Here is an 18,552-nt window from a genome sequence, read left to right as displayed (position 1 = left end):
GTGTGATGGACGCTGACACGATCACAACCCCCGCTGTTCTGATCCTTCTCGGCCCTCCGGGCGCCGGGAAGGGAACTCAGGCCCGTATGCTGGAAGAGAAGTTTGGCCTCGTGCAACTCAGCACCGGCGATTTGTTGCGTGCTGCGGTTGCTGCCGGGACCGAGGCCGGGAAAGCCGCAAAGGCCGTCATGGAAGCAGGCGATCTGGTTAGCGATGAAATCGTCATCGCCATCCTGCGCGACCGCATGGCCGAGCCGGATTGCGCCAAGGGTGTCATTCTGGACGGCTTCCCCCGCACCACGGTTCAGGCCGAGGCGCTGGACGGGCTGCTGTCGGAAAGCAACCAGAAGATCAGCGCCGCAATCAGCCTTGAGGTTGAGGACGCGGAAATGGTCACCCGCATCTCGGGTCGCTACACCTGCGCCGGTTGCGGCGAGGGCTACCACGACACGTTCAAGCAGCCCGCCGTCGAAGGCACCTGCGACAAGTGCGGCCATACCGAGTTCAAGCGCCGCGCGGATGACAATGCTGAAACCGTGGCCTCGCGCCTGCAGGCCTATCACACGCAGACCGCGCCGCTGATCAACTACTACGAATCTCATGGTGTCCTGCAGCGCACGGACGCCATGGGCAAGATCGAAAACATTGCCAGCGATCTTGAGACGATCGTCGGCAACACGATGAACTAAGGAGGGGATAGAAAGCCGCAAGGCTTTGATTCCAAAAAGAATACTTCAAGGACCCGCCTTGGCGGAACCGAGGAGTTTTGCCAGGCGCACGGGGCGTTTGGCGCAACCGAGAAGCGGCCCGCAGCACTGGAGGAGTTGGGCACGGGCCGCCCAAATTAGAAAGCGAAGGAGGAACCCGCAATGGCGGATCAATCTACAAGCTCCGCGCAGACTGCCGAGTCCGATAAGGGCTATTGGCAGGCCAACCTGCGTCTTATCTACATCAGCCTTGTAATCTGGGCGCTGGTGTCTTTCGGATTCGGCATTCTGCTGCGTCCGCTGCTATCCGGCATCTCGATTGGTGGTACCGATCTGGGCTTTTGGTTCGCCCAGCAGGGTTCGATCCTGGTCTTCCTGGTGCTGATCTTCAACTACGCCTGGCGCATGAACAAGCTGGACGCCGAATACGGCGTTGAGGAGGAATAAACCCCATGGACCAGTTTACCATCAACCTGCTGTTTGTCGGCGCATCCTTCGCGCTATACATCGGCATCGCGATCTGGGCCCGCGCGGGTTCCACATCGGAATTCTACGCCGCCGGTCGCGGCGTTCACCCGGTCACCAACGGTATGGCGACAGCGGCGGACTGGATGTCTGCGGCCTCGTTCATCTCGATGGCGGGCCTGATTGCCTTTACCGGCTATGACAACTCGACCTTCCTGATGGGTTGGACCGGTGGCTACGTGCTGCTGGCTCTGCTGCTTGCGCCTTACCTGCGTAAGTTCGGCAAATACACCGTCTCGGAATTCATCGGCGACCGTTTTTACAGCCAGACCGCACGTATCGTTGCTGTTGTCTGCCTGATCGTCGCGTCGGTGACCTACGTTATCGGTCAGATGACCGGTGTGGGCGTGGCCTTTGGCCGCTTCCTCGAGGTGTCGAACACGTCCGGTCTGCTGATCGGTGCCTGTGTCGTGTTTGCCTACGCGGTGTTTGGTGGGATGAAAGGCGTGACCTACACTCAGGTCGCTCAGTACTGCGTGCTGATCACCGCCTACACCATCCCGGCGATCTTCATCTCGCTGCAGCTGACCGGCACGCCGATCCCTGCACTGGGTCTGTTCGGTGACACCGCCAGCGGTGAGCCCCTGCTGACCAAGCTGGATGCGATCGTGACCGAGCTGGGCTTCAACGACTATACCGCACACCACTCGAACACGCTGAACATGGTTCTGTTCACGTTGTCGCTGATGATCGGTACCGCCGGTCTGCCGCACGTGATCATGCGCTTCTTCACCGTGCCGAGAGTGTCGGATGCCCGCTGGTCGGCTGGCTGGACGCTGGTCTTCATCGCGCTGCTGTACCTGACCGCCCCTGCGGTTGGCGCAATGGCTCGCCTGAACATCACCGACATGATGTGGCCCAATGGTGGCATCCAAGGTGGCGCTGTCTCGGTCGAGGAAATCGACACCGATCCGCGCTATGACTGGATGAAGACATGGCAGAAAACCGGCCTGTTGGATTGGGAAGACAAGAACGGCGACGGCAAAATCCAGTACTACAACGATGCCAATGCAGACATGCAGGCACTCGCTGAAGAAAAAGGCTGGGTTGGAAACGAGCTGACCAAGTTCAACCGTGACATCCTGGTTCTGGCCAACCCCGAGATTGCCAACCTGCCCGGTTGGGTGATCGGTCTGGTCGCGGCCGGTGGTCTTGCGGCTGCTCTGTCGACCGCTGCGGGCCTGTTGCTTGCGATCTCGTCGGCGGTGTCCCACGACCTTGTCAAAGGTGCGATCAATCCGCAGATCTCGGAAAAAGGTGAACTGCTGGCCGCGCGTATCGCAATGGCCGTAGCCATCCTGGTTGCAACCTATCTGGGTCTGAACCCACCGGGCTTTGCGGCACAAACCGTGGCCTTGGCCTTTGGTCTGGCGGCTGCCTCGATCTTCCCGGCGCTGATGATGGGGATCTTCTCGACCCGCATCAACAACACCGGCGCGGTTGCAGGTATGCTGGCTGGTCTGGTCGTCACATTGGTCTACATCTTCCTGCACAAGGGCTGGCTGTTCATTCCGGGCACCAACTCGTTCACCGATGCTGACCCGCTGCTGGGTCCGATCAAGTCGACCTCGTTCGGTGCAATCGGTGCGATGATCAACTTTGCGACTGCCTACATCGTTGCTGGCATGACCAAAGAGACTCCGCAGGAGATCAAAGATCTGGTCGAAAGCGTTCGCATTCCCCGTGGCGCGGGCGCAGCTCAGAATAAATGAGCCTGATGCGGCATATGGTTAACTTCCATCTGCCGCGTCTTTCGACTTACTTGTCCCGCCCGGCATACCACCGGGCGGGATTTTTTTTCAGACAACCGGAGACATATGATGCCCCTGTCCCATGACCAGATAACCCGGTTCCTGAAATCCGTGCATCCCTATGACTCTCTACCGGAAACAGTGCTTGAGGACATCGCCAAGCAGATTGAGGTTTGGGAAGTTGACGAGGACGGCAGCGTTTACGATTTGGGCCACACCCTGCCCGGCGTTTTCGTGATCTATGAAGGACAGGTCGAAATCACCGATGAGAACGGCGAAGTTGTGTCTCATCTGGGTCTGCGTAACTCATTTGGCGAACGCGGGCTTCTCAAAGACGGCAAAGCCACGACCAAGGCGCGGGCGAATTCGCCTTCGGTCCTGATCGTTCTGCCCCCCGATCTTGTGCGCGAACTGATCGACGGTCATGACGTCGTTTCAAAATTCTTCAACCGAACACGGGGGGGACGCTCCGGTCCGCAAAGCCTGGCCACCAGCGCTATCGACGTACTGATGGCCCACAATCCAGCCACCTGCCCTCCGGCCACATCGGTTCGGGACGCGGCGCAGATCATGCGCGACAAGCGGATTTCTTCGCTTTGCGTGAGCGAGGAAAACAAGCTTCTGGGCATTGCGACCCTGCGGGACATCTCGGGCAAATACGTAGCCGATGCGATGGCGCCGGATACGCCGGTCTCGGCGATCATGACACCTGATCCTGTCACCCTGTCCCCCTCCGACATCGGTTCGGATGTGCTGCACGTGATGATGGAGCGTGGGATCGGCCACATCCCGATCTGCGAAGGCGGTCAACTGGTCGGCATCGTCACCCAAACGGACCTGACCCACTATCAGGCCGTGAACTCAGCCGAACTGGTGCGGCAGATTGCGAACGCAAATTCGGCCGAGGATATGGCGCAGGTTACGGCAGAAATCCCGCAGCTTCTGGTGCAACTTGTGGCCAGCGGCAACCGGCATGAGATCGTCACCCGTCTGATCACCGACGTTGCAGATACTGTCACGCGGCGGCTTCTGGCTCTGGCCGAGGAAAAGCTTGGCCCCCCACCCGTCCCTTACCTCTGGTTGGCCTGCGGGTCACAGGGGCGGCAGGAACAGACCGGCGTGTCGGATCAGGACAATTGCCTGATGCTGGACGACAGCGTGACCGAGGATGACATGCCCTATTTCGCCGCGCTTGCGAAATTCGTGTCAGACGGGCTGGACGTCTGCGGGTATTTCTATTGCCCCGGCGACATGATGGCGACCAATCCGCGCTGGTGTCAGCCGGTGCGGGTCTGGCGCGAGTATTTCAGCGGCTGGATCGCTAAACCCAACCCCGAGGCGCAGATGCTGGCCTCGGTCATGTTCGACCTGCGCCCAATTGGCGGCGCATTCGACCTGTTTGCCAACCTGCAGGCGGAAACACTGAAAGCCGCCAGCGCCAATTCAATCTTTGTCGCGCACATGATCGCGAATTCGCTGAAACACACCCCACCCTTGGGCCTGCTGCGCGGCTTTGCGACCATCCGGTCAGGCGAGCATCGCAACACGCTGGACCTGAAGCACAATGGCGTTGTCCCGGTGGTCGATCTGGCGCGCATCTACAGCTTGCAGGGCCAACTGCCCGAGGCCAACACACGCGCTCGCTTGAAAGCCGGCGAAGGCGCAGGTGTGCTCAGCCCGTCGGGTGCACGGGACTTGCTGGACGCATACGACCTGATCGCCGAAACCCGGCTCGAACATCAGGTCAGGCTGGTGAAATCCGGCGACAAACCGGATAATTACCTGCCCCCCTCAAATCTGTCGGACTTTGAGCGAAGTCATCTTAGGGATGCTTTTGTGGTGATAAAAACAATGCAGTCCGCAGTGGGGCACGGTAAGGGGATGTTAGGATAAGGGCGCGCCAACAAAGAGCGCAGGGATCGCCTTCGGCGACCGTATTTGGAACGAGAAGAAGAGGCGGTTCACGCCTGAAGCGTGGAGGATACATATGTTTCTGGAATTGATCGGCACGATTTTTGCGGGCTTTGCGTTTGCGGGCGTCGTGATGGTGCTGAACAAGCTGACAGGCGGGCGTTTGCCTCGCTGGGTGACCCCTGTTGCCGCCGGGCTGGGGATGATCGGCATGACCATCGCCAGCGAGTATTCCTGGTATGACCGCACCCGCGATACCCTGCCCGGTAGTCTTGAGATTATCGAAGAGGTCGAAAGCCGCGCGTTCTATCGCCCTTGGACCTATGCGGTGCCATTTGTCGACCGTTTCGCGGCCATCGACACAGTCTCGGTGCGCAAGAATGACGAGGTGCCGGACCAGCGCCTTGTCGATCTGTATTTCTTTGGCCGCTGGGCCCCGGTGTCCAAACTCCCGGTCGCTGTCAACTGCGCCGAAAACCGCCGCGCCAGCCTGGCCGACGGGGTCGAGTTCGGAGATGACGGCCGTGTGCTGAACGCAGACTGGGTCACCCCCGGTTCCGACGACCCGATAATCGAGGCAACCTGCGGAGTTTGACAATGCTGACCAAGCTGAGCCTTCGCCTGCGCGTCTTTCTGTTCTTCTGCCTTCTGGCCGTGGGCGGGCTTGCCGTAAGTTCGGTTGCGCTTTGGGTCAGCTATGCACGGTCCAACGACCCGGAATTGTTGGATTCATTCATCTTCGCCGAAATCCTGATTGCCTTCGGATTTCTCGCCATGATCGCCGGGATTTGGCTGCTGTTCGACGACAATGTCGCCAAACCGATCGAGCGCCTGTCTGCCGAATTGCGCGCGCGGGCACATGCGGGCGTCAGCACGGACATGGATCTGGACGCCGCGAAATACCTTGGCGATCTTGCCCCGGCCGCCGCCGGGCTTGCGGATCAGTTGTCCGACAAAACGATGAACATTGCCGAGGTCATTGCCGCCGAAACCGCAAATCTCGCGGCGGAAAAACAGCGGCTGACGGCGCTGCTGACCGAAATTCCTGTCGCTATGCTGCTGGCGGGGCCGACGCATAAAATCGTTCTCTATGACGCACAGGCGGCCGAGGTTCTGGCCCAGATCGCCCATCCTCGACTGAATGCCTCGCTTTTTGAATACCTCGACCCGACGCATTTGGAAGGAGCCTATGCGAAGCTGACGAAGACTGGCATGGACGTGACCTGCACTTTGCACAGTGTCGACGGAAATCAGACCTATTCGGCCCGGATGAAACCGCTGGGCGACGCGCCTGGCTACATGCTGATTTTCGACGACAGTGCCGCCCAAATCTCACCCGATGCCGAACGTCCGCTGGTCTATGATTTCGATCTGCTCAAAACCGCCACCGAAGGCGAATTTGAAAGCCTCTCGCTATCCGATCTGTGCTTCGTGGTCTTCGACACCGAAACCACCGGCCTGCTGCCTCACAAGGATGAGATTGTACAGATCGGCGCGGTTCGGGTTCTCAATGGTCGGATTGTCGAAGGTGAGCGCATTGACACACTGGTCAATCCCGGCATTCCGATCCCGCCCGCCTCGACCCGAGTTCACAAGGTCAGCGATCAGATGGTTCAGGGCGCGCCGGATATTGCCGAGGCCGGACGGCTCTTTCACCAGTTTGCCCGCGATGCGGTGATCGTGGCCCATAACGCACCGTTCGACATGGCCTTTCTGCGTCGCCACGCCAAGCGCATGAACGTCGAATGGGATCACCCGATTCTGGATACGGTCCTGCTGTCGGCGGTTCTGTTCGGAGCCAGCGACACCCACACGCTGGACGCGCTGTGCGACCGGCTGGACATCGAAATCCCCGAGGCTCTGCGCCACACCGCCCTTGGGGACGCAGTAGCAACAGCCGAGGCGCTGGTTAAGATGTTGCCGATGCTACAGGCCCGCGGCATGAACACCTTCGGGGCTGTCATTGTCGAGACGCGTAAACATGGTCGTCTGCTCGAAGACCTGAACTGACCTGCCGTAATATCCCGGTCAAAGTCAGCTTTCGATGGACAAACCCCGCAGGCCATGGCACCTGATGCGCGGCCAAGGAACACGCGCGATGACCGAAAAGACCTTTACCCCCAGTCCGGATCAAAGTCTCGCCTTTCGCGAGGCTTTGGGGGCTTTTGGCACAGGTGTGACCGTCATCACCACGGAAACGGAACAAGGGCCGCGCGCGATCACCGTGAACTCTTTCGCGTCAGTGTCACTGGACCCGCCGCTGGTCTTGTGGTGTCTGGCCAAAGACTCGAACCGCTTCGGGGCGTTCTGCGACTGCCAGCACTACTCGATCCATATCATGGCGCAGGAACAGCAGGATCAGGCGCTGCGGTTTGCTCGCGACGGAGCCGATTTCTCGCATGCCGAATGGGCCGCGGACGCGTCTGGCCGCCCGCGTCTGGCCAATTGTCTCGCGCGGTTCGATTGCCGCCTGCATGCCCGCCACGAGGCCGGAGATCATTTGATCCTGATCGGCCAGGTCGAAACGGTCATGCACCGACCTGGGCAAGGCCTGATTTTCAAGCGCGGGCAGTTTGGCAAGTTTCTCGACAACATCTGAATATTCGTTTCTCTTCATCTCTGGCGAGTGGCCCGATAAATTGCTATCTGGCCCGCGACCACCACAGGCAATGCTCTCGGAGAGAAGATGATCAGCAGCAAAAAGAACTTTGTCTTCGTGCACATTCCTAAGACTGCCGGTAGTTCGGTCACGTATTGCCTGCGGCACGATTTTGACCGCGAGAACAGGGCACAGCGCCTTATAAACAGCATTTCGAAACGCGTGTCGGGTCGCAAAATATATGAGATCACGCAGTTCCAACCGTTGCCAAACCACGCTACGGCGGCTGAGTATCTTGCCCATTTCGGCGATCGTTACTGGTCGATGAAAAGCTTCAGCTTCGTGCGAAACCCGTACGACCTTATGGTTTCGCTTTTCTTTTACATGCAGCAGGCTCCGCAACATCCAGACCATCAAAAAGTACAGGGGCTGAGTTTTCGGGATTACGTGCTGCAGACCTATCACCCCGATCGCCCCGAAAGCCGACAGGTGCGTTATCTTGTGGACGATGAAGGGCGCAGTCTCGTTCAGAAAATCGGGCGTGTCGAAACGGTCTCGGAAAGCTTCGCGGAAATCACGCGGCATCTGGGGATCAACGCTGAGTTGCCACACCTGAACAAATCGAAGCGTGGCAGTTACCTAAAGCATTATGACGACGAGACGATTGATCTGGTTGCGCGCGTGTTCCGCACTGATTTTGAGATGTTGGGCTACAGCCTTGACCCGAGCTGCACCGATGTCACGCCAATGCAGTTAAAACCGCATCCAAAGCTCTTGATGCAATAGCAGTTCCCTGATTTTGGAACCACCGCTCTCGGCTCACTCATTCAATGAGCCATGCACGGCCAAAGCCTCAAGCTCGGCCTCTTGCGGGGTGATGACGCGAAACGCTTCGTGCACGCCTGCTTCGGACAACTCGCGGGTGACGGTGAGCAGAGTGTTGGGCCCGTGTTCGTCGCATAGCTCTGACATATGATCTATTTCGGCTTGGGCCACCTCGAACGCGGCATGGATGGATGGCGCGCCGTACAGTTGCACGAAATGCTCGGCCAGATTGCGTGCCACCTGATCTCTTTCCGCAGGCTCGATTTGTGTCACGGCAACGAATGTCACGCGGCCGAAGGTCTCTAACCCCAGCCAGCCATTGGCAAAGGCCTGACGCGCCTTGCCCTCTAGATCGCCCTCGCCCCAGTTCGAGAACTCGAATCCGCCCGAGATGCACCATTCCCCAGTGCGCGCCGGGGAGTGAAAGACGTTCATGTCGCTTTCGTCGAAGTGAATTGCACGGGCCAGTTTCATCAGGCGGTCTCCAACAGTTGCGTCAGGGGGCGCAGATGGGTATCGGCACCGTCTCGGATCAGCATTCCAAAGCGCTCGTCTGTGCCAAGGAAAACTCCAGCGCCCACCGGTTCTCCGACCCCACGCAGCAGCCCCATCCATTCGGCGTGAAGTGGCGCGTTGCCGTCCTCCTGCCAACGGTTGAGCCAGGTCAGCATATGGCGCGACCAGCTTTCGACCAACTGTGTTGGCGACACATCGGCACAGCCCTCATCATAGAGTGCGGTCACATCCGGCGTTTCCCCCGGCGCGTCGCTGGTCTGCAGCAGGGCCAGTTCCCATCCGACCACCAGCCAATCGGGCTGATCCTCGGGCACTTGCGTGGAAGCAGCCACGCGAAACGTCCCGCACCTGGCACCATTCACACAAATCAAACCGTCCCAGCCCAGATGAACGGCAACCTCGGGCGGGGCCAGAGCGCCCAGTGCGTTCTGGAACCCGACGGCGCAGAGCGGCAGCATCGCCATTGCATCCTGCAAGGGAACCTCAGGGGCGAAGACGATTGCGACGCGCAGGCGATCAGCCTGAATGTTGTAGGCAACCGTTCCCGCATCGCAACCAAGCGTCGCAATTGCCTGCGCGCGTTCAAACGGATCCTCCCCACCCTTCACGGGTTGACCTGAAAGCAATGGAGGAAAGACCGGCTCGCTCATGCGTTGCCTTTGGCGACCAGGTCGCGGGCGATCTTGCGGAAGGCTTCGGCCTGCGGGCTGTCGGGCTTGCTGACCACGATGGGCGCGCCTCCGTCTGCCGCCACGCGGATGTCCAGATGCAGCGGGATTTCTCCCAGCAAGGGAACGCCCATGGCCTCGGCCTCAGATGCGACGCCGCCATGGCCGAACACATGTTCCTCGTGCCCGCAGTTCGAGCAGATATGGGTAGACATGTTTTCGATCATCCCAACGATGGGGGTCTTTAGTTGGTTGAACATGTCGATCCCCTTGCGGGCGTCGATCAGCGCCACATCCTGCGGGGTTGAGACGACGATGGCCCCATCCAGCTGAAACTTTTGGCTGAGCGTCAGTTGCACGTCACCGGTACCCGGCGGCAGGTCGACAATCAGCACATCCAGCGCGCCCCACTGCACCTGGCTCATCATCTGCTGCAGCGCGCCCATCAGCATCGGCCCGCGCCAGACAACGGCCTGCCCTTCATTGGTCATCAGACCCATCGACATCATGGTGACGCCGTGATTGCGCAGCGGCAGGATCGTTTTGCCATCGGGGCTGGCCGGACGGCCCGAGACACCCAGCATTCGTGGCTGCGACGGGCCATAGACGTCGGCGTCCAGCAAGCCAACGCGACGACCTTCCGCGGCCAAAGCACAGGCGAGGTTGGCCGACACAGTAGACTTACCCACGCCCCCTTTGCCCGAGGCAACCGCAATAATCCGATCCACCCCCGGCACCGCCTGCGGTCCGGTCTGCGAGGGCTTCGGCTTGGGCTTCAAATCCGGCGGGGCCTTGTCGGAATGCGCCGTCAGCATGGCGGAGACCTTAGAGACACCGTCCACCATCTGCGCCGCCTGCTCGGCGGTCGCGCGCACAGGTTCCATCTTTTCGGCGTGTTTGGGATCAATCTCGAGCACAAACCTCACTGTGTCACCTTCGACATTCAGCGCGCGCACGACACCGGCGCTGACGATGTCCTGCCCGGAAACCGGGTCGGTGATCTTTTTCAGGTTCGCAAGAACCGCGTCACGGACACTCATGCCTTTGCCTCATTGATTTGCCGAACCGCGTGGCTGCCATTCATTGCATGTGTCTCCGTCTCATTCTGTTCATTTGACGCATCCCGCCCTGCGCCGTTAGGCTGCGGCATGCGCGTTATCCTCTTGTGCCTGAGCCTGACGCTCACCGCTAGCCCCTCTTGGTCGCAGGAGGCCATTGGCCTTGCCGCCCCGGCTGAGGTTTCGGACTCGGGCCTGTTGCAACATATTCTTCCGCGCTTCTCACTCAAGACCGGGATACGCGTGATTGCTGACGAAACCGGCGTCATGACCCTGACGACCGCCCCGCCGGGCGAGCCGGTTTTTGCCCGTGGCGAAATCGTTTACTTCCTGCAAACCGAAGAGAACGCCCGACAGGCCCGGTTCCGCGACTGGTTGCTGTCCGATATCGGCAAGCGAACGGTCGAAAGCTTCGCCCCACCGGAAGGCGCGCCGTACAGTGCCTCGTTCGAGATCGCAGCGGCGGTTGATGACACCGCCGTGGACGGCAACACCGTCTTGGGCGAGGAACTGTCGATGATCCATTGCGGGCGCTGCCATGTCATCGGGCCGAAGAACCGGATGAACGGCCTTGGTTCGACCCCGTCTTTTGCCGTGCTGCGATCCCTGCCCGACTGGTCCGAACGGTTCGAGGCGTTCTTTGCCCTCAACCCCCACCCCGCTTTCACGCAGATCGACGGAGTGACGCCGCCTTTCGATCCCGCGCGCCCCTCGCCCATCGTTCCGGTCGAGATGACGCTGGACGATCTTGAGGCGATCCTGGCCTTCGTCTCGGTCATCAGCGCAGCCGATCTGGGCGCGCCGCTGCAACATCAGTGATCCTTCCGTTTTGAGAAATAGTCGTCTGTGGTCACAACACGCGGCTTCGGGTTGGACTGGAACGGATTGTCCTGCTGCTGGAACTGGGCGTTCACCCGGCAATTGTCGCACATCTGGATCATCCGTGCCTTGTCCGAGGTGGCGAACATCGGATGGGTGCCGGACAACTTCTCCATAATGCGCTCGACCGTGGATTTCACCCCGAACAGCGCGCCGCATTCGACGCAGGCAAAAGGTTCTTCCTCGTTCAGAACCTGCTGAGACAAAGCGGCGTCGCTCAGGTCAAGCTGCGGGACCAGCGTGATGGCATTCTCGGGGCAGATGCCACGGCACAGGCCACATTGCAGGCAAGCGTCCTGCTGGAAGTTCAGTTGCGGCTTGTCCGGGTTGTCGATCAGTGCGCCCGAGGGGCAGAGCGACACGCAGCTCAGACAAAGCGTGCAGGCGTCGGTGTCCACGGCCACCGCCCCGTAAGGCGCGTTTTCCGGCAAGGGCAACGGGGCCTCGGCCCCTGGGTTCAGCGCCTGCGCCGCAAGGCGGGCGATTTGCCTGCGGTTGCCCAGCGGCAGGACCGGATCGGGCAAAGGCACCGGAACGTCCTGCGAATACAAGAGTGCTGACAAGGCGTCGGGATCGCTCTGATCAATCAACCCCAACCCGGCCTCGGGCGCAATCGCCTGTGCCAGCGCAAGCTCGGAGTTCAGCGCATCCCGCTCGGTCGTCGGGGCCAGTAGGATATCGACCCGCGCAAAGCCATGGGCCAGAGCGGCCAGCATCTCGGCATGGCCGAACCCGGAGATCACCGACAGTTCCAAAGGAATGACATCTGCAGGCAAGCCCCGACCATAGCGGGCGGCTAGCCGGATCATCTCGGCCCCGAAGCCATCATGTACCAGCAGCCGCGGCGCGGTGCCCCCGGCGCGCCGGTAGGTACGTGCCAGAATGTGCAGGCGGGACAGCAGCGCCGAAACTGGCGGGTCCTCATATGTGATCGCGATAGAGGGGCACACAGCTGAACATTCCCCGCATCCAGCACAGACCATCGGGTCGATGGCGACATGCTCACCCGCAGGCGTTATCGCCCCAGTCGGGCAGATATCCAGACAGTTCGTGCAGGCCACCTGTTCGGCGCGGGAATGCGCGCACAAGGTTTCCTCAAGCCGCACGTAAAGCGGTTTTTCGAAGGTGCCCACAAGCTGCGCCGCTTCAAAGGCCAGCCGTTCGATGGCAATGGTATCTTTGGGATCGGCGCGCAGATACCCCTCGCGCTTGGTGGGAGCCTGAACGAACGGCGTTCCTCCGGCCAGATCAACGACGATATCACAGGCCGAGCGCGCGCCATCGCGCGGTTCTGACCACCGGAATTCGCCGCGCCCGCCGGGTTCAAGCTGTTGCAATGCATCCAGTTTCAGCGAAAACCCACCCAGCGCGCCGGTCAAGGATTTCACGCGCCCGCGAATGACGTCGAACGCGCGTGACGTCGCCTGTGCCTCGTCCATCACCAGAACCGTCACGGCCAGCGTTTCGGCCAAACGGTCGGCGAGTGGGAACGCCACCTCGCCCGCTCCGACGATGAAACACGTGCCTTCGCTTATGACGTCCACGCTTGATGTAATCGGCTGCGGCACCATCGCCTCGGCGGTCAGCGCCGCCATTTTGGCGGTGGCGTTCTGCCCCTGATCGGACCAGCCCGCCCGGTCCCGCAGATCAACGAAGCCCGGCGTCTCAACACCCAAATCCTCGGCCAGATCCCGAAACACCGCTTGCTCCTGCCCGCAGGCGATCAGCGCCGTTTCGCCATCTTTCAGTAGCTCTGCCGCTGCGCCCAGTTCTTTGGTACATAACGCGGTGTGCACCTTAGAGCATTCAACATCGCAAGCCGCAGCGATCCCGTCGGCATCCACAGCTTGCGACCCTGCGCAATCACAGAGCAGTAGTTTCATGCAAATTCCTCCCCAACTTCCTGACCACTTTAGGCCGTAGAAAGGCAGAGGCAATGTAAACCCGCAAAAACGCCATGAGTTTGGGTTTCACCGCCCCGCAAGGTCGTTAACAGCATAAACTAACAGTGATGTGCCCTTTTTCCATTCAATACAGGCTTGGCAGGTGGCGGTTTTGTGTACCATAGTAGACCTTGGGGAAGGCAGGGGAGAGCCTTCCGGGGAGGACTGAGTGGCCAAGGCCGCAAACCAGATAGAGATGCCGGTTGGCGTCGTCGTGCGCAAAACCCCCGGTGTGACCCGGTGGGCGAAATGGAACTGGCGCGCCGTTGCTGCGCTGCCCGGCGCGGGCCCTGCTGACTGGATTGAATTGCGCCGTGAAGGCGACGCGGTCGAATACCATGCTGCCACCTTGCCCCTGAAACTCTGGTCGGATGAGACCGAAGCCTATATGGCCAACCTGTCGGACGGGCAGCCCTCGGTCTATCTTGTGATGCGCAATGAGCCCAGCGGCGAGCACCCGCTGACGGCAGTTCTGATCACGGCCTCGCCCTATGAGGGGCAGGATTACGCGGATACGGGCGAAGAGATCGTCGAGAAGATACCTATGACCGAAGGGCTGATCGCCTGGGTTCGCGATTTCACTCTGCAGCATCATCAGGACGAGGTTTTCGTCAAACGCCGTCGCGACAAGAAACGCACGGACCTGGTTGAGGATGGCAAGGGGGATGCGCGTATCCGGCAGACCTCGGACGTATACCGCGCACCGCGGAGGGCCGTGCATTGACCGAAGCGCGCGATTTCTGGTCCCGCCGCAAGGCTGCGGTGCAGGCTGAGGCCGAGGCTGATCAGGTCGCGCTGGAAGATCAGGCGCTCGCAGATCAGCAGGCCGAGTTGGAAGAAAAGACCGATGCCGAGCTACTGGCGGAATTCAACCTGCCCGACCCGGATGCGCTACAGCCCGGTGACGATGTTTCGGGCTTTATGGCCAAGGCAGTACCGGACCGTCTGCGCCGCCGCGCGCTGCGGCGGTTGTGGCGGCTGAATCCGGTGCTGGCCAATGTGGACGGGTTGGTGGACTACGGCGAGGACTTCACCGACGCGGCCTGCGTGATCGAAAACCTGCAAACCACCTATCAGGTCGGCAAGGGGATGCTGGCGCATGTCGAAGCTCTGGCTGTCGAAGAGGACGAGAGCGAAGAGGAAGAAGACCTGCCTGCCGAGCCTCTGGTCGCGGAAGAGGAACCGCGGGACGCCCCCGTCACCGTTGAGGTCGAAGTGGCCCAACTTGATGAGGACGAAGATATGGACCTGCCCCCTGCCCCACGCCGGATGACGTTTGAGTTCGAAGGATAACAGAATGACCGCAAGCGAAGCGCAACAGATGGATGTCTCGGCCGAGGATCGACTGCGAGCGGATTTCTACAACTTTCTGGGGCTGATGCTGTCTGCCCCGCCGGATCAGATGCTGCTGGATCAGGTCTCAGGCCTGAGCGGCGATGACACCGATCTGGGGCAAGCCATTCGGGCCATGGCGCGGGTGGCCAAGGTCACCAAACCCGCCGCCGCCGAGCGCGAGTTCAACGCGCTGTTCATCGGTCTGGGGCGGGGTGAGTTACTGCCCTATGCCAGTTTCTACCTGACGGGCTTCCTGAACGAGAAGCCTCTGGCACAGTTGCGCAATGACATGGCCGCGCGCGGCATCACCCGTGCGCAAAACGTGTTCGAACCCGAAGACAACATCGCCTCGCTGATGGAGATGATGGCGGGCATGATCGTGGGCCGGTTTGGTGCGTCAGCCTCGCTGGACGACCAAAAAGCGTTCTGGAACAAACATATCGGCCCTTGGGCTGTGCATTTCTATTCGGATTTGGAAGCCGCTGAAAACTCGGTTCTCTATGCATCGGTCGGCACCGCTGGCCGGACCTTCATGGAGATTGAGCGTGAGGCCTTCCGAATGACGGCGGCCTAGGCTGCCACTCGCCAGCGCCGCAATCGGCGCTATGTCGCAAATGGGAAAGGAGGACTCCCATGAGCAAGACCAAGGAAGAAGGCGCAAGCCGCCGCGACTTCCTCAAACTGGCCGGAACCGCAGCGCCTGCTGCTGTCGCCGCCGCCAGCCTGACCGGGAAAGCCGAAGCAGCCGAGCTGCCAACGGATGAAACCCGGATGCAGGACACCGCGCATACCCGCGCCTACTTCGAAAGCACCCGGTTCTAGGATCGGACGCCTTCACCACCCGACTGACGGTTGCGATTGGCCCTGACGTCGGTTTGAGAAGTACCAAGCCAGCCGTGGCTGACACGGCGCGCAAGGGAGGAAACCAATGCTTAGGAAAAAGACCAACGGGGTTGCGAGACGCCCCCAGCGGACAAGTATCCTGTCCCAGGTCGGCGAGAAAACCGTCGATCGCCGCGCATTCCTGCGTGGCTCGGGCCTGACGATCGGCGGCCTTGCCGCGATCAGCGCCACGGGTGGAACCGTGACGCCAGCCAGTGCCCAGACAGCGGCCAATCAGGCCGTCGAAAACATCAAATCCGTATGCACCCACTGCTCGGTCGGCTGCACAGTCGTTGCCGAAGTGCAGAACGGCGTCTGGGTCGGGCAGGAACCCGGCTGGGACAGCCCGTTCAACCTGGGTGCGCACTGCGCCAAAGGGGCCTCGGTTCGCGAGCACGCCCATGGCGAGCGCCGCCTGAAATACCCGATGAAAAAGGAAGGCGGCGAGTGGAAGCGCATCAGCTGGGAACAGGCGATCAACGAGATCGGCGACGGCATGATGAGCATCCGCGAAGAATCCGGGCCGGACAGCGTGTACTGGCTGGGGTCTGCAAAGCATAACAACGAACAGGCCTATCTGTTCCGCAAGTTCGCCGCCTACTGGGGCACGAACAACGTGGACCATCAGGCCCGTATCTGCCACTCGACCACTGTTGCGGGTGTTGCGAATACATGGGGCTACGGCGCCATGACCAATTCGTATAACGACATCCATAACTCTCGGGCCATCTTCATTATCGGCGGCAACCCGGCCGAGGCGCATCCCGTCTCGCTGCTGCATGTTCTGCGCGCGAAAGAGCAGAACAATGCCCCGCTGATCGTCTGCGACCCGCGCTTCACGCGCACCGCGGCGCACGCGGATGAATATGTCCGCTTCCGCCCCGGTACAGACGTTGCGCTGATCTGGGGTATCCTTTGGCACATCTTCGATAACGGTTGGGAGGACAAAGAGTTCATCCGCACCCGTGTCTGGGGCATGGACCAGATCCGTGAAGAGGTTGCCAAGTGGAACCCGGATGAGGTCGAGCGCGTCACCGGTACTCCGGGCTCGCAACTGAAACGCGTTGCGCGCACCATGGCCAACAACCGTCCCGGCACGGTGATCTGGTGCATGGGCGGTACCCAGCACACCAACGGCAACAACAACACCCGCGCCTATTGCGTGCTTCAGCTTGCGCTGGGCAACATGGGCACCTCGGGTGGTGGCACCAACATCTTCCGCGGCCATGACAACGTGCAGGGCGCGACAGACCTTGGTGTTCTGTCCCATACCCTGCCCGGCTATTACGGCCTGTCGAACGGTGCCTGGGGCCATTGGAGCCGCGTCTGGGGCGAGGATCTGGATTGGCTGAAAGGTCAGTTCGCCACGATCAAGGACAAGGAAGGCAAGGACAAGCCGCTGATGAACGAGCGCGGCATCCCTGTCTCGCGCTGGATCGACGGTGTTCTGGAAGACCCGGCCAACATGGATCAGGACAACGCTGTCCGCGCCATGGTTCTGTGGGGTCACGCTCCGAACTCGCAAACGCGGGGTCCGGAGATGAAGACGGCGATGGAGAAGCTGGACATGCTGGTCGTGATCGACCCGTATCCCACCGTCTCGGCCGTTCTGCATGACCGTACCGATGGCGTCTATCTGTTGCCTGCCTGTACGCAGTTCGAAACCCGTGGCTCGGTCACGGCCTCGAACCGGTCGCTGCAGTGGCGCGACAAGATCGTCGATCCGCTGTTCGAAAGCCTGCCGGACGAGGTCATCATGGCCAAATTCGCCAACAAGTTCGGCTGGGCGGACCGCTTCTTCCGCAATATCGAGATGGAAGATGCCGAGACCCCGAATGTTGAAAGCATCACGCGTGAGTTCAACTCGGGCCTCTGGACCATCGGATATACTGGTCAGTCGCCGGAACGTCTGAAAAGCCACATGGCCAACCAGCACACGTTCGACAGAACGACGCTGCAGGCTGTTGGCGGCCCGAACGACGGCGAGTACTACGGTCTGCCCTGGCCCTGCTGGGGAACGGCTGAGATGGGTCATACGGGGACACCAAACCTCTATGACATGTCCAAACCGGTGGCCGAAGGTGGCCTGACCTTCCGCGCGCGCTTTGGCGTGGAACGGGATGGCGACAACCTGCTGGCCGAAGGGGTCTATAGCGCCGGGTCGGAAATTCAGGATGGATACCCTGAATTCACGATGCAGATGCTGATGGACCTCGGCTGGGATGGCGACCTGACCGCCGAGGAACGCGCGGCAATCGACGCCGTTGCGGGCCCAGAAACCAACTGGAAGACCGACCTGTCCGGCGGCATCCAGCGGGTCGCGATCGAGCATGGCTGCGCGCCCTTCGGGAACGCAAAGGCCCGCGCGGTCGTCTGGACCTTCCCGGACCCGATCCCACTGCATCGCGAGCCGCTCTATACCAACCGGCGCGATCTGGTCGAGGACTATCCGACCTACGAGGACCGGCACGCTTATCGCCTGCCCACCCTTTATGCTTCGATCCAGAAGAACGACTTTTCAAAGGATTACCCGATAATCCTCACGTCTGGACGTCTGGTCGAGTATGAAGGCGGCGGCGAGGAAACCCGGTCGAATCCATGGCTGGCCGAGCTGCAGCAGGACATGTTCGTCGAGATCAACCCGCGCGATGCCAACAACCTTGGTATCCGTGACGGGCAACAGGTCTGGGTCGAAGGTCCGGAAGGTGGAAAGGTCAAGGTGATGGCGATGCTGACCAACAGGGTCGGTGCCGGTGTGGCCTTCATGCCCTTCCACTTCGGCGGCCATTTCCAGGGTCAGGATTTGCGGGACAAATACCCCGCTGGCGCTGATCCCTATGTGCTGGGTGAAAGTTCCAACACCGCCCAGACCTATGGCTACGACTCAGTGACCCAGATGCAGGAGACCAAAGCGACTCTCTGCAAAATCTCGGCAGCGTAAGGAGGAAAGTTA

The 18,552-nt window shown here is 60.6% G+C and carries 18 protein-coding genes; 14 read left to right on the top strand and 4 right to left on the bottom strand.

All coding sequences use genetic code 11. The features are described 5' to 3' along the window. Positions 1-5 precede the first annotated feature (5 nt). The 8 genes from ACR0NJ_RS15080 (at position 6) to ACR0NJ_RS15045 (ending at position 8,279) form a co-directional block, all read left to right on the top strand. Positions 6-689: an adenylate kinase gene (locus ACR0NJ_RS15080; protein ID WP_480817957.1), complete on the top strand. Its 684-nt coding sequence runs from the start codon at positions 6-8 to the stop codon at positions 687-689. 180 nt (positions 690-869) lie between these two features. Continuing rightward, on the top strand, positions 870-1,154 hold the full coding sequence (locus ACR0NJ_RS15075) for a DUF4212 domain-containing protein (RefSeq protein ID WP_480817956.1): 285 nt from the start codon (positions 870-872) through the stop codon (positions 1,152-1,154). 5 nt (positions 1,155-1,159) lie between these two features. After that, on the top strand, positions 1,160-2,944 hold the full coding sequence (locus ACR0NJ_RS15070; RefSeq protein ID WP_480817955.1) for a sodium:solute symporter family protein: 1,785 nt from the start codon (positions 1,160-1,162) through the stop codon (positions 2,942-2,944). A gap of 108 nt (positions 2,945-3,052) precedes the next feature. Continuing rightward, positions 3,053-4,876 (top strand): DUF294 nucleotidyltransferase-like domain-containing protein, encoded by a 1,824-nt coding sequence (locus tag ACR0NJ_RS15065; protein ID WP_480817954.1) that lies wholly within the window; start codon positions 3,053-3,055, stop codon positions 4,874-4,876. A 94-nt stretch (positions 4,877-4,970) separates the two neighbouring features. Continuing rightward, positions 4,971-5,489, top strand: a complete 519-nt coding sequence (locus tag ACR0NJ_RS15060; protein WP_480817953.1) for a hypothetical protein — start codon at positions 4,971-4,973, stop codon at positions 5,487-5,489. Positions 5,490-5,491: 2 nt separating this feature from the next. Beyond that, positions 5,492-6,904, top strand: coding sequence for a 3'-5' exonuclease (locus ACR0NJ_RS15055; protein ID WP_480817952.1), 1,413 nt, complete (start codon positions 5,492-5,494; stop codon positions 6,902-6,904). 88 nt (positions 6,905-6,992) lie between these two features. Beyond that, positions 6,993-7,493: a flavin reductase family protein gene (locus ACR0NJ_RS15050; RefSeq protein WP_480817951.1), complete on the top strand. Its 501-nt coding sequence runs from the start codon at positions 6,993-6,995 to the stop codon at positions 7,491-7,493. Positions 7,494-7,580: 87 nt separating this feature from the next. Beyond that, positions 7,581-8,279, top strand: coding sequence for a sulfotransferase family 2 domain-containing protein (locus tag ACR0NJ_RS15045; RefSeq protein ID WP_480817950.1), 699 nt, complete (start codon positions 7,581-7,583; stop codon positions 8,277-8,279). A gap of 33 nt (positions 8,280-8,312) precedes the next feature. Here the strand turns inward: ACR0NJ_RS15045 and ACR0NJ_RS15040 are convergent, their stop codons facing one another. Genes ACR0NJ_RS15040 through ACR0NJ_RS15030 form a run of 3 tightly spaced genes read right to left on the bottom strand, consistent with a single transcriptional unit; the run spans position 8,313 to position 10,542 of the window. Continuing rightward, a complete protein-coding gene (locus tag ACR0NJ_RS15040; protein WP_480817949.1) occupies positions 8,313-8,792 on the bottom strand; it encodes a DUF6505 family protein in 480 nt (159 codons plus the stop codon). Next, complete coding sequence (locus ACR0NJ_RS15035) at positions 8,792-9,484, bottom strand: biotin/lipoate--protein ligase family protein (RefSeq protein WP_480817948.1); 693 nt, start codon at positions 9,482-9,484, stop codon at positions 8,792-8,794. Before ACR0NJ_RS15035 ends, ACR0NJ_RS15040 begins: the two co-directional genes overlap by 1 nt. Next, on the bottom strand, positions 9,481-10,542 hold the full coding sequence (locus ACR0NJ_RS15030) for an Mrp/NBP35 family ATP-binding protein (RefSeq protein WP_480817947.1): 1,062 nt from the start codon (positions 10,540-10,542) through the stop codon (positions 9,481-9,483). The genes ACR0NJ_RS15035 and ACR0NJ_RS15030 overlap by 4 nt, the downstream gene beginning before the upstream one ends. A 108-nt stretch (positions 10,543-10,650) precedes the next feature. Here ACR0NJ_RS15030 and ACR0NJ_RS15025 point away from each other — a divergent pair, with 108 nt between their 5' ends. Next, on the top strand, positions 10,651-11,379 hold the full coding sequence (locus tag ACR0NJ_RS15025; RefSeq protein WP_480817946.1) for a hypothetical protein: 729 nt from the start codon (positions 10,651-10,653) through the stop codon (positions 11,377-11,379). On the opposite strand, the gene ACR0NJ_RS15020 is transcribed toward ACR0NJ_RS15025, so the two are convergent. Beyond that, positions 11,373-13,322 (bottom strand): 4Fe-4S binding protein, encoded by a 1,950-nt coding sequence (locus ACR0NJ_RS15020; RefSeq protein WP_480817945.1) that lies wholly within the window; start codon positions 13,320-13,322, stop codon positions 11,373-11,375. The two genes, ACR0NJ_RS15025 and ACR0NJ_RS15020, sit on opposite strands and share 7 nt — an antisense overlap. A gap of 229 nt (positions 13,323-13,551) precedes the next feature. Between ACR0NJ_RS15020 and ACR0NJ_RS15015 the strand changes: the two genes are divergently transcribed. From ACR0NJ_RS15015 to ACR0NJ_RS14995, 5 genes are all read left to right on the top strand, one after another. Next, positions 13,552-14,106, top strand: a complete 555-nt coding sequence (locus ACR0NJ_RS15015) for a DUF3305 domain-containing protein (protein WP_480817944.1) — start codon at positions 13,552-13,554, stop codon at positions 14,104-14,106. Beyond that, the gene (locus tag ACR0NJ_RS15010) at positions 14,103-14,675 is read left to right on the top strand and encodes a DUF3306 domain-containing protein (RefSeq protein ID WP_480817943.1); all 573 of its coding nucleotides are present in this window, start codon (positions 14,103-14,105) and stop codon (positions 14,673-14,675) included. The genes ACR0NJ_RS15015 and ACR0NJ_RS15010 overlap by 4 nt, the downstream gene beginning before the upstream one ends. 4 nt (positions 14,676-14,679) lie before the next feature. Next, a complete protein-coding gene (locus ACR0NJ_RS15005; protein ID WP_480817942.1) occupies positions 14,680-15,291 on the top strand; it encodes a TorD/DmsD family molecular chaperone in 612 nt (203 codons plus the stop codon). A gap of 59 nt (positions 15,292-15,350) precedes the next feature. Continuing rightward, complete coding sequence (locus ACR0NJ_RS15000; RefSeq protein ID WP_480817941.1) at positions 15,351-15,539, top strand: twin-arginine translocation signal domain-containing protein; 189 nt, start codon at positions 15,351-15,353, stop codon at positions 15,537-15,539. A 106-nt stretch (positions 15,540-15,645) separates the two neighbouring features. Beyond that, on the top strand, positions 15,646-18,540 hold the full coding sequence (locus tag ACR0NJ_RS14995; RefSeq protein WP_480817940.1) for a formate dehydrogenase subunit alpha: 2,895 nt from the start codon (positions 15,646-15,648) through the stop codon (positions 18,538-18,540). Positions 18,541-18,552: the final 12 nt, after the last annotated feature.

The organism is Ruegeria sp. F11 (assembly GCF_056533855.1).
The sequence above is the reverse complement of the archived record's forward strand: the minus strand, read 5'-3'. Positions and strand labels throughout refer to the sequence as shown.

What these genes read in the sequence shown, in the direction of transcription:
- ACR0NJ_RS15080 (WP_480817957.1), top strand. Translation starts at nt 6, where the DNA reads ATGGACGCTGACACGATCACAACCCCCGCTGTTCTGATCCTTCTCGGC.
- ACR0NJ_RS15075 (WP_480817956.1), top strand. Translation starts at nt 870, where the DNA reads ATGGCGGATCAATCTACAAGCTCCGCGCAGACTGCCGAGTCCGATAAG.
- ACR0NJ_RS15070 (WP_480817955.1), top strand. Translation starts at nt 1,160, where the DNA reads ATGGACCAGTTTACCATCAACCTGCTGTTTGTCGGCGCATCCTTCGCG.
- ACR0NJ_RS15065 (WP_480817954.1), top strand. Translation starts at nt 3,053, where the DNA reads ATGCCCCTGTCCCATGACCAGATAACCCGGTTCCTGAAATCCGTGCAT.
- ACR0NJ_RS15060 (WP_480817953.1), top strand. Translation starts at nt 4,971, where the DNA reads ATGTTTCTGGAATTGATCGGCACGATTTTTGCGGGCTTTGCGTTTGCG.
- ACR0NJ_RS15055 (WP_480817952.1), top strand. Translation starts at nt 5,492, where the DNA reads ATGCTGACCAAGCTGAGCCTTCGCCTGCGCGTCTTTCTGTTCTTCTGC.
- ACR0NJ_RS15050 (WP_480817951.1), top strand. Translation starts at nt 6,993, where the DNA reads ATGACCGAAAAGACCTTTACCCCCAGTCCGGATCAAAGTCTCGCCTTT.
- ACR0NJ_RS15045 (WP_480817950.1), top strand. Translation starts at nt 7,581, where the DNA reads ATGATCAGCAGCAAAAAGAACTTTGTCTTCGTGCACATTCCTAAGACT.
- ACR0NJ_RS15040 (WP_480817949.1), bottom strand. Translation starts at nt 8,792, where the DNA reads ATGAAACTGGCCCGTGCAATTCACTTCGACGAAAGCGACATGAACGTC.
- ACR0NJ_RS15035 (WP_480817948.1), bottom strand. Translation starts at nt 9,484, where the DNA reads ATGAGCGAGCCGGTCTTTCCTCCATTGCTTTCAGGTCAACCCGTGAAG.
- ACR0NJ_RS15030 (WP_480817947.1), bottom strand. Translation starts at nt 10,542, where the DNA reads ATGAGTGTCCGTGACGCGGTTCTTGCGAACCTGAAAAAGATCACCGAC.
- ACR0NJ_RS15025 (WP_480817946.1), top strand. Translation starts at nt 10,651, where the DNA reads ATGCGCGTTATCCTCTTGTGCCTGAGCCTGACGCTCACCGCTAGCCCC.
- ACR0NJ_RS15020 (WP_480817945.1), bottom strand. Translation starts at nt 13,322, where the DNA reads ATGAAACTACTGCTCTGTGATTGCGCAGGGTCGCAAGCTGTGGATGCC.
- ACR0NJ_RS15005 (WP_480817942.1), top strand. Translation starts at nt 14,680, where the DNA reads ATGACCGCAAGCGAAGCGCAACAGATGGATGTCTCGGCCGAGGATCGA.
- ACR0NJ_RS15000 (WP_480817941.1), top strand. Translation starts at nt 15,351, where the DNA reads ATGAGCAAGACCAAGGAAGAAGGCGCAAGCCGCCGCGACTTCCTCAAA.
- ACR0NJ_RS14995 (WP_480817940.1), top strand. Translation starts at nt 15,646, where the DNA reads ATGCTTAGGAAAAAGACCAACGGGGTTGCGAGACGCCCCCAGCGGACA.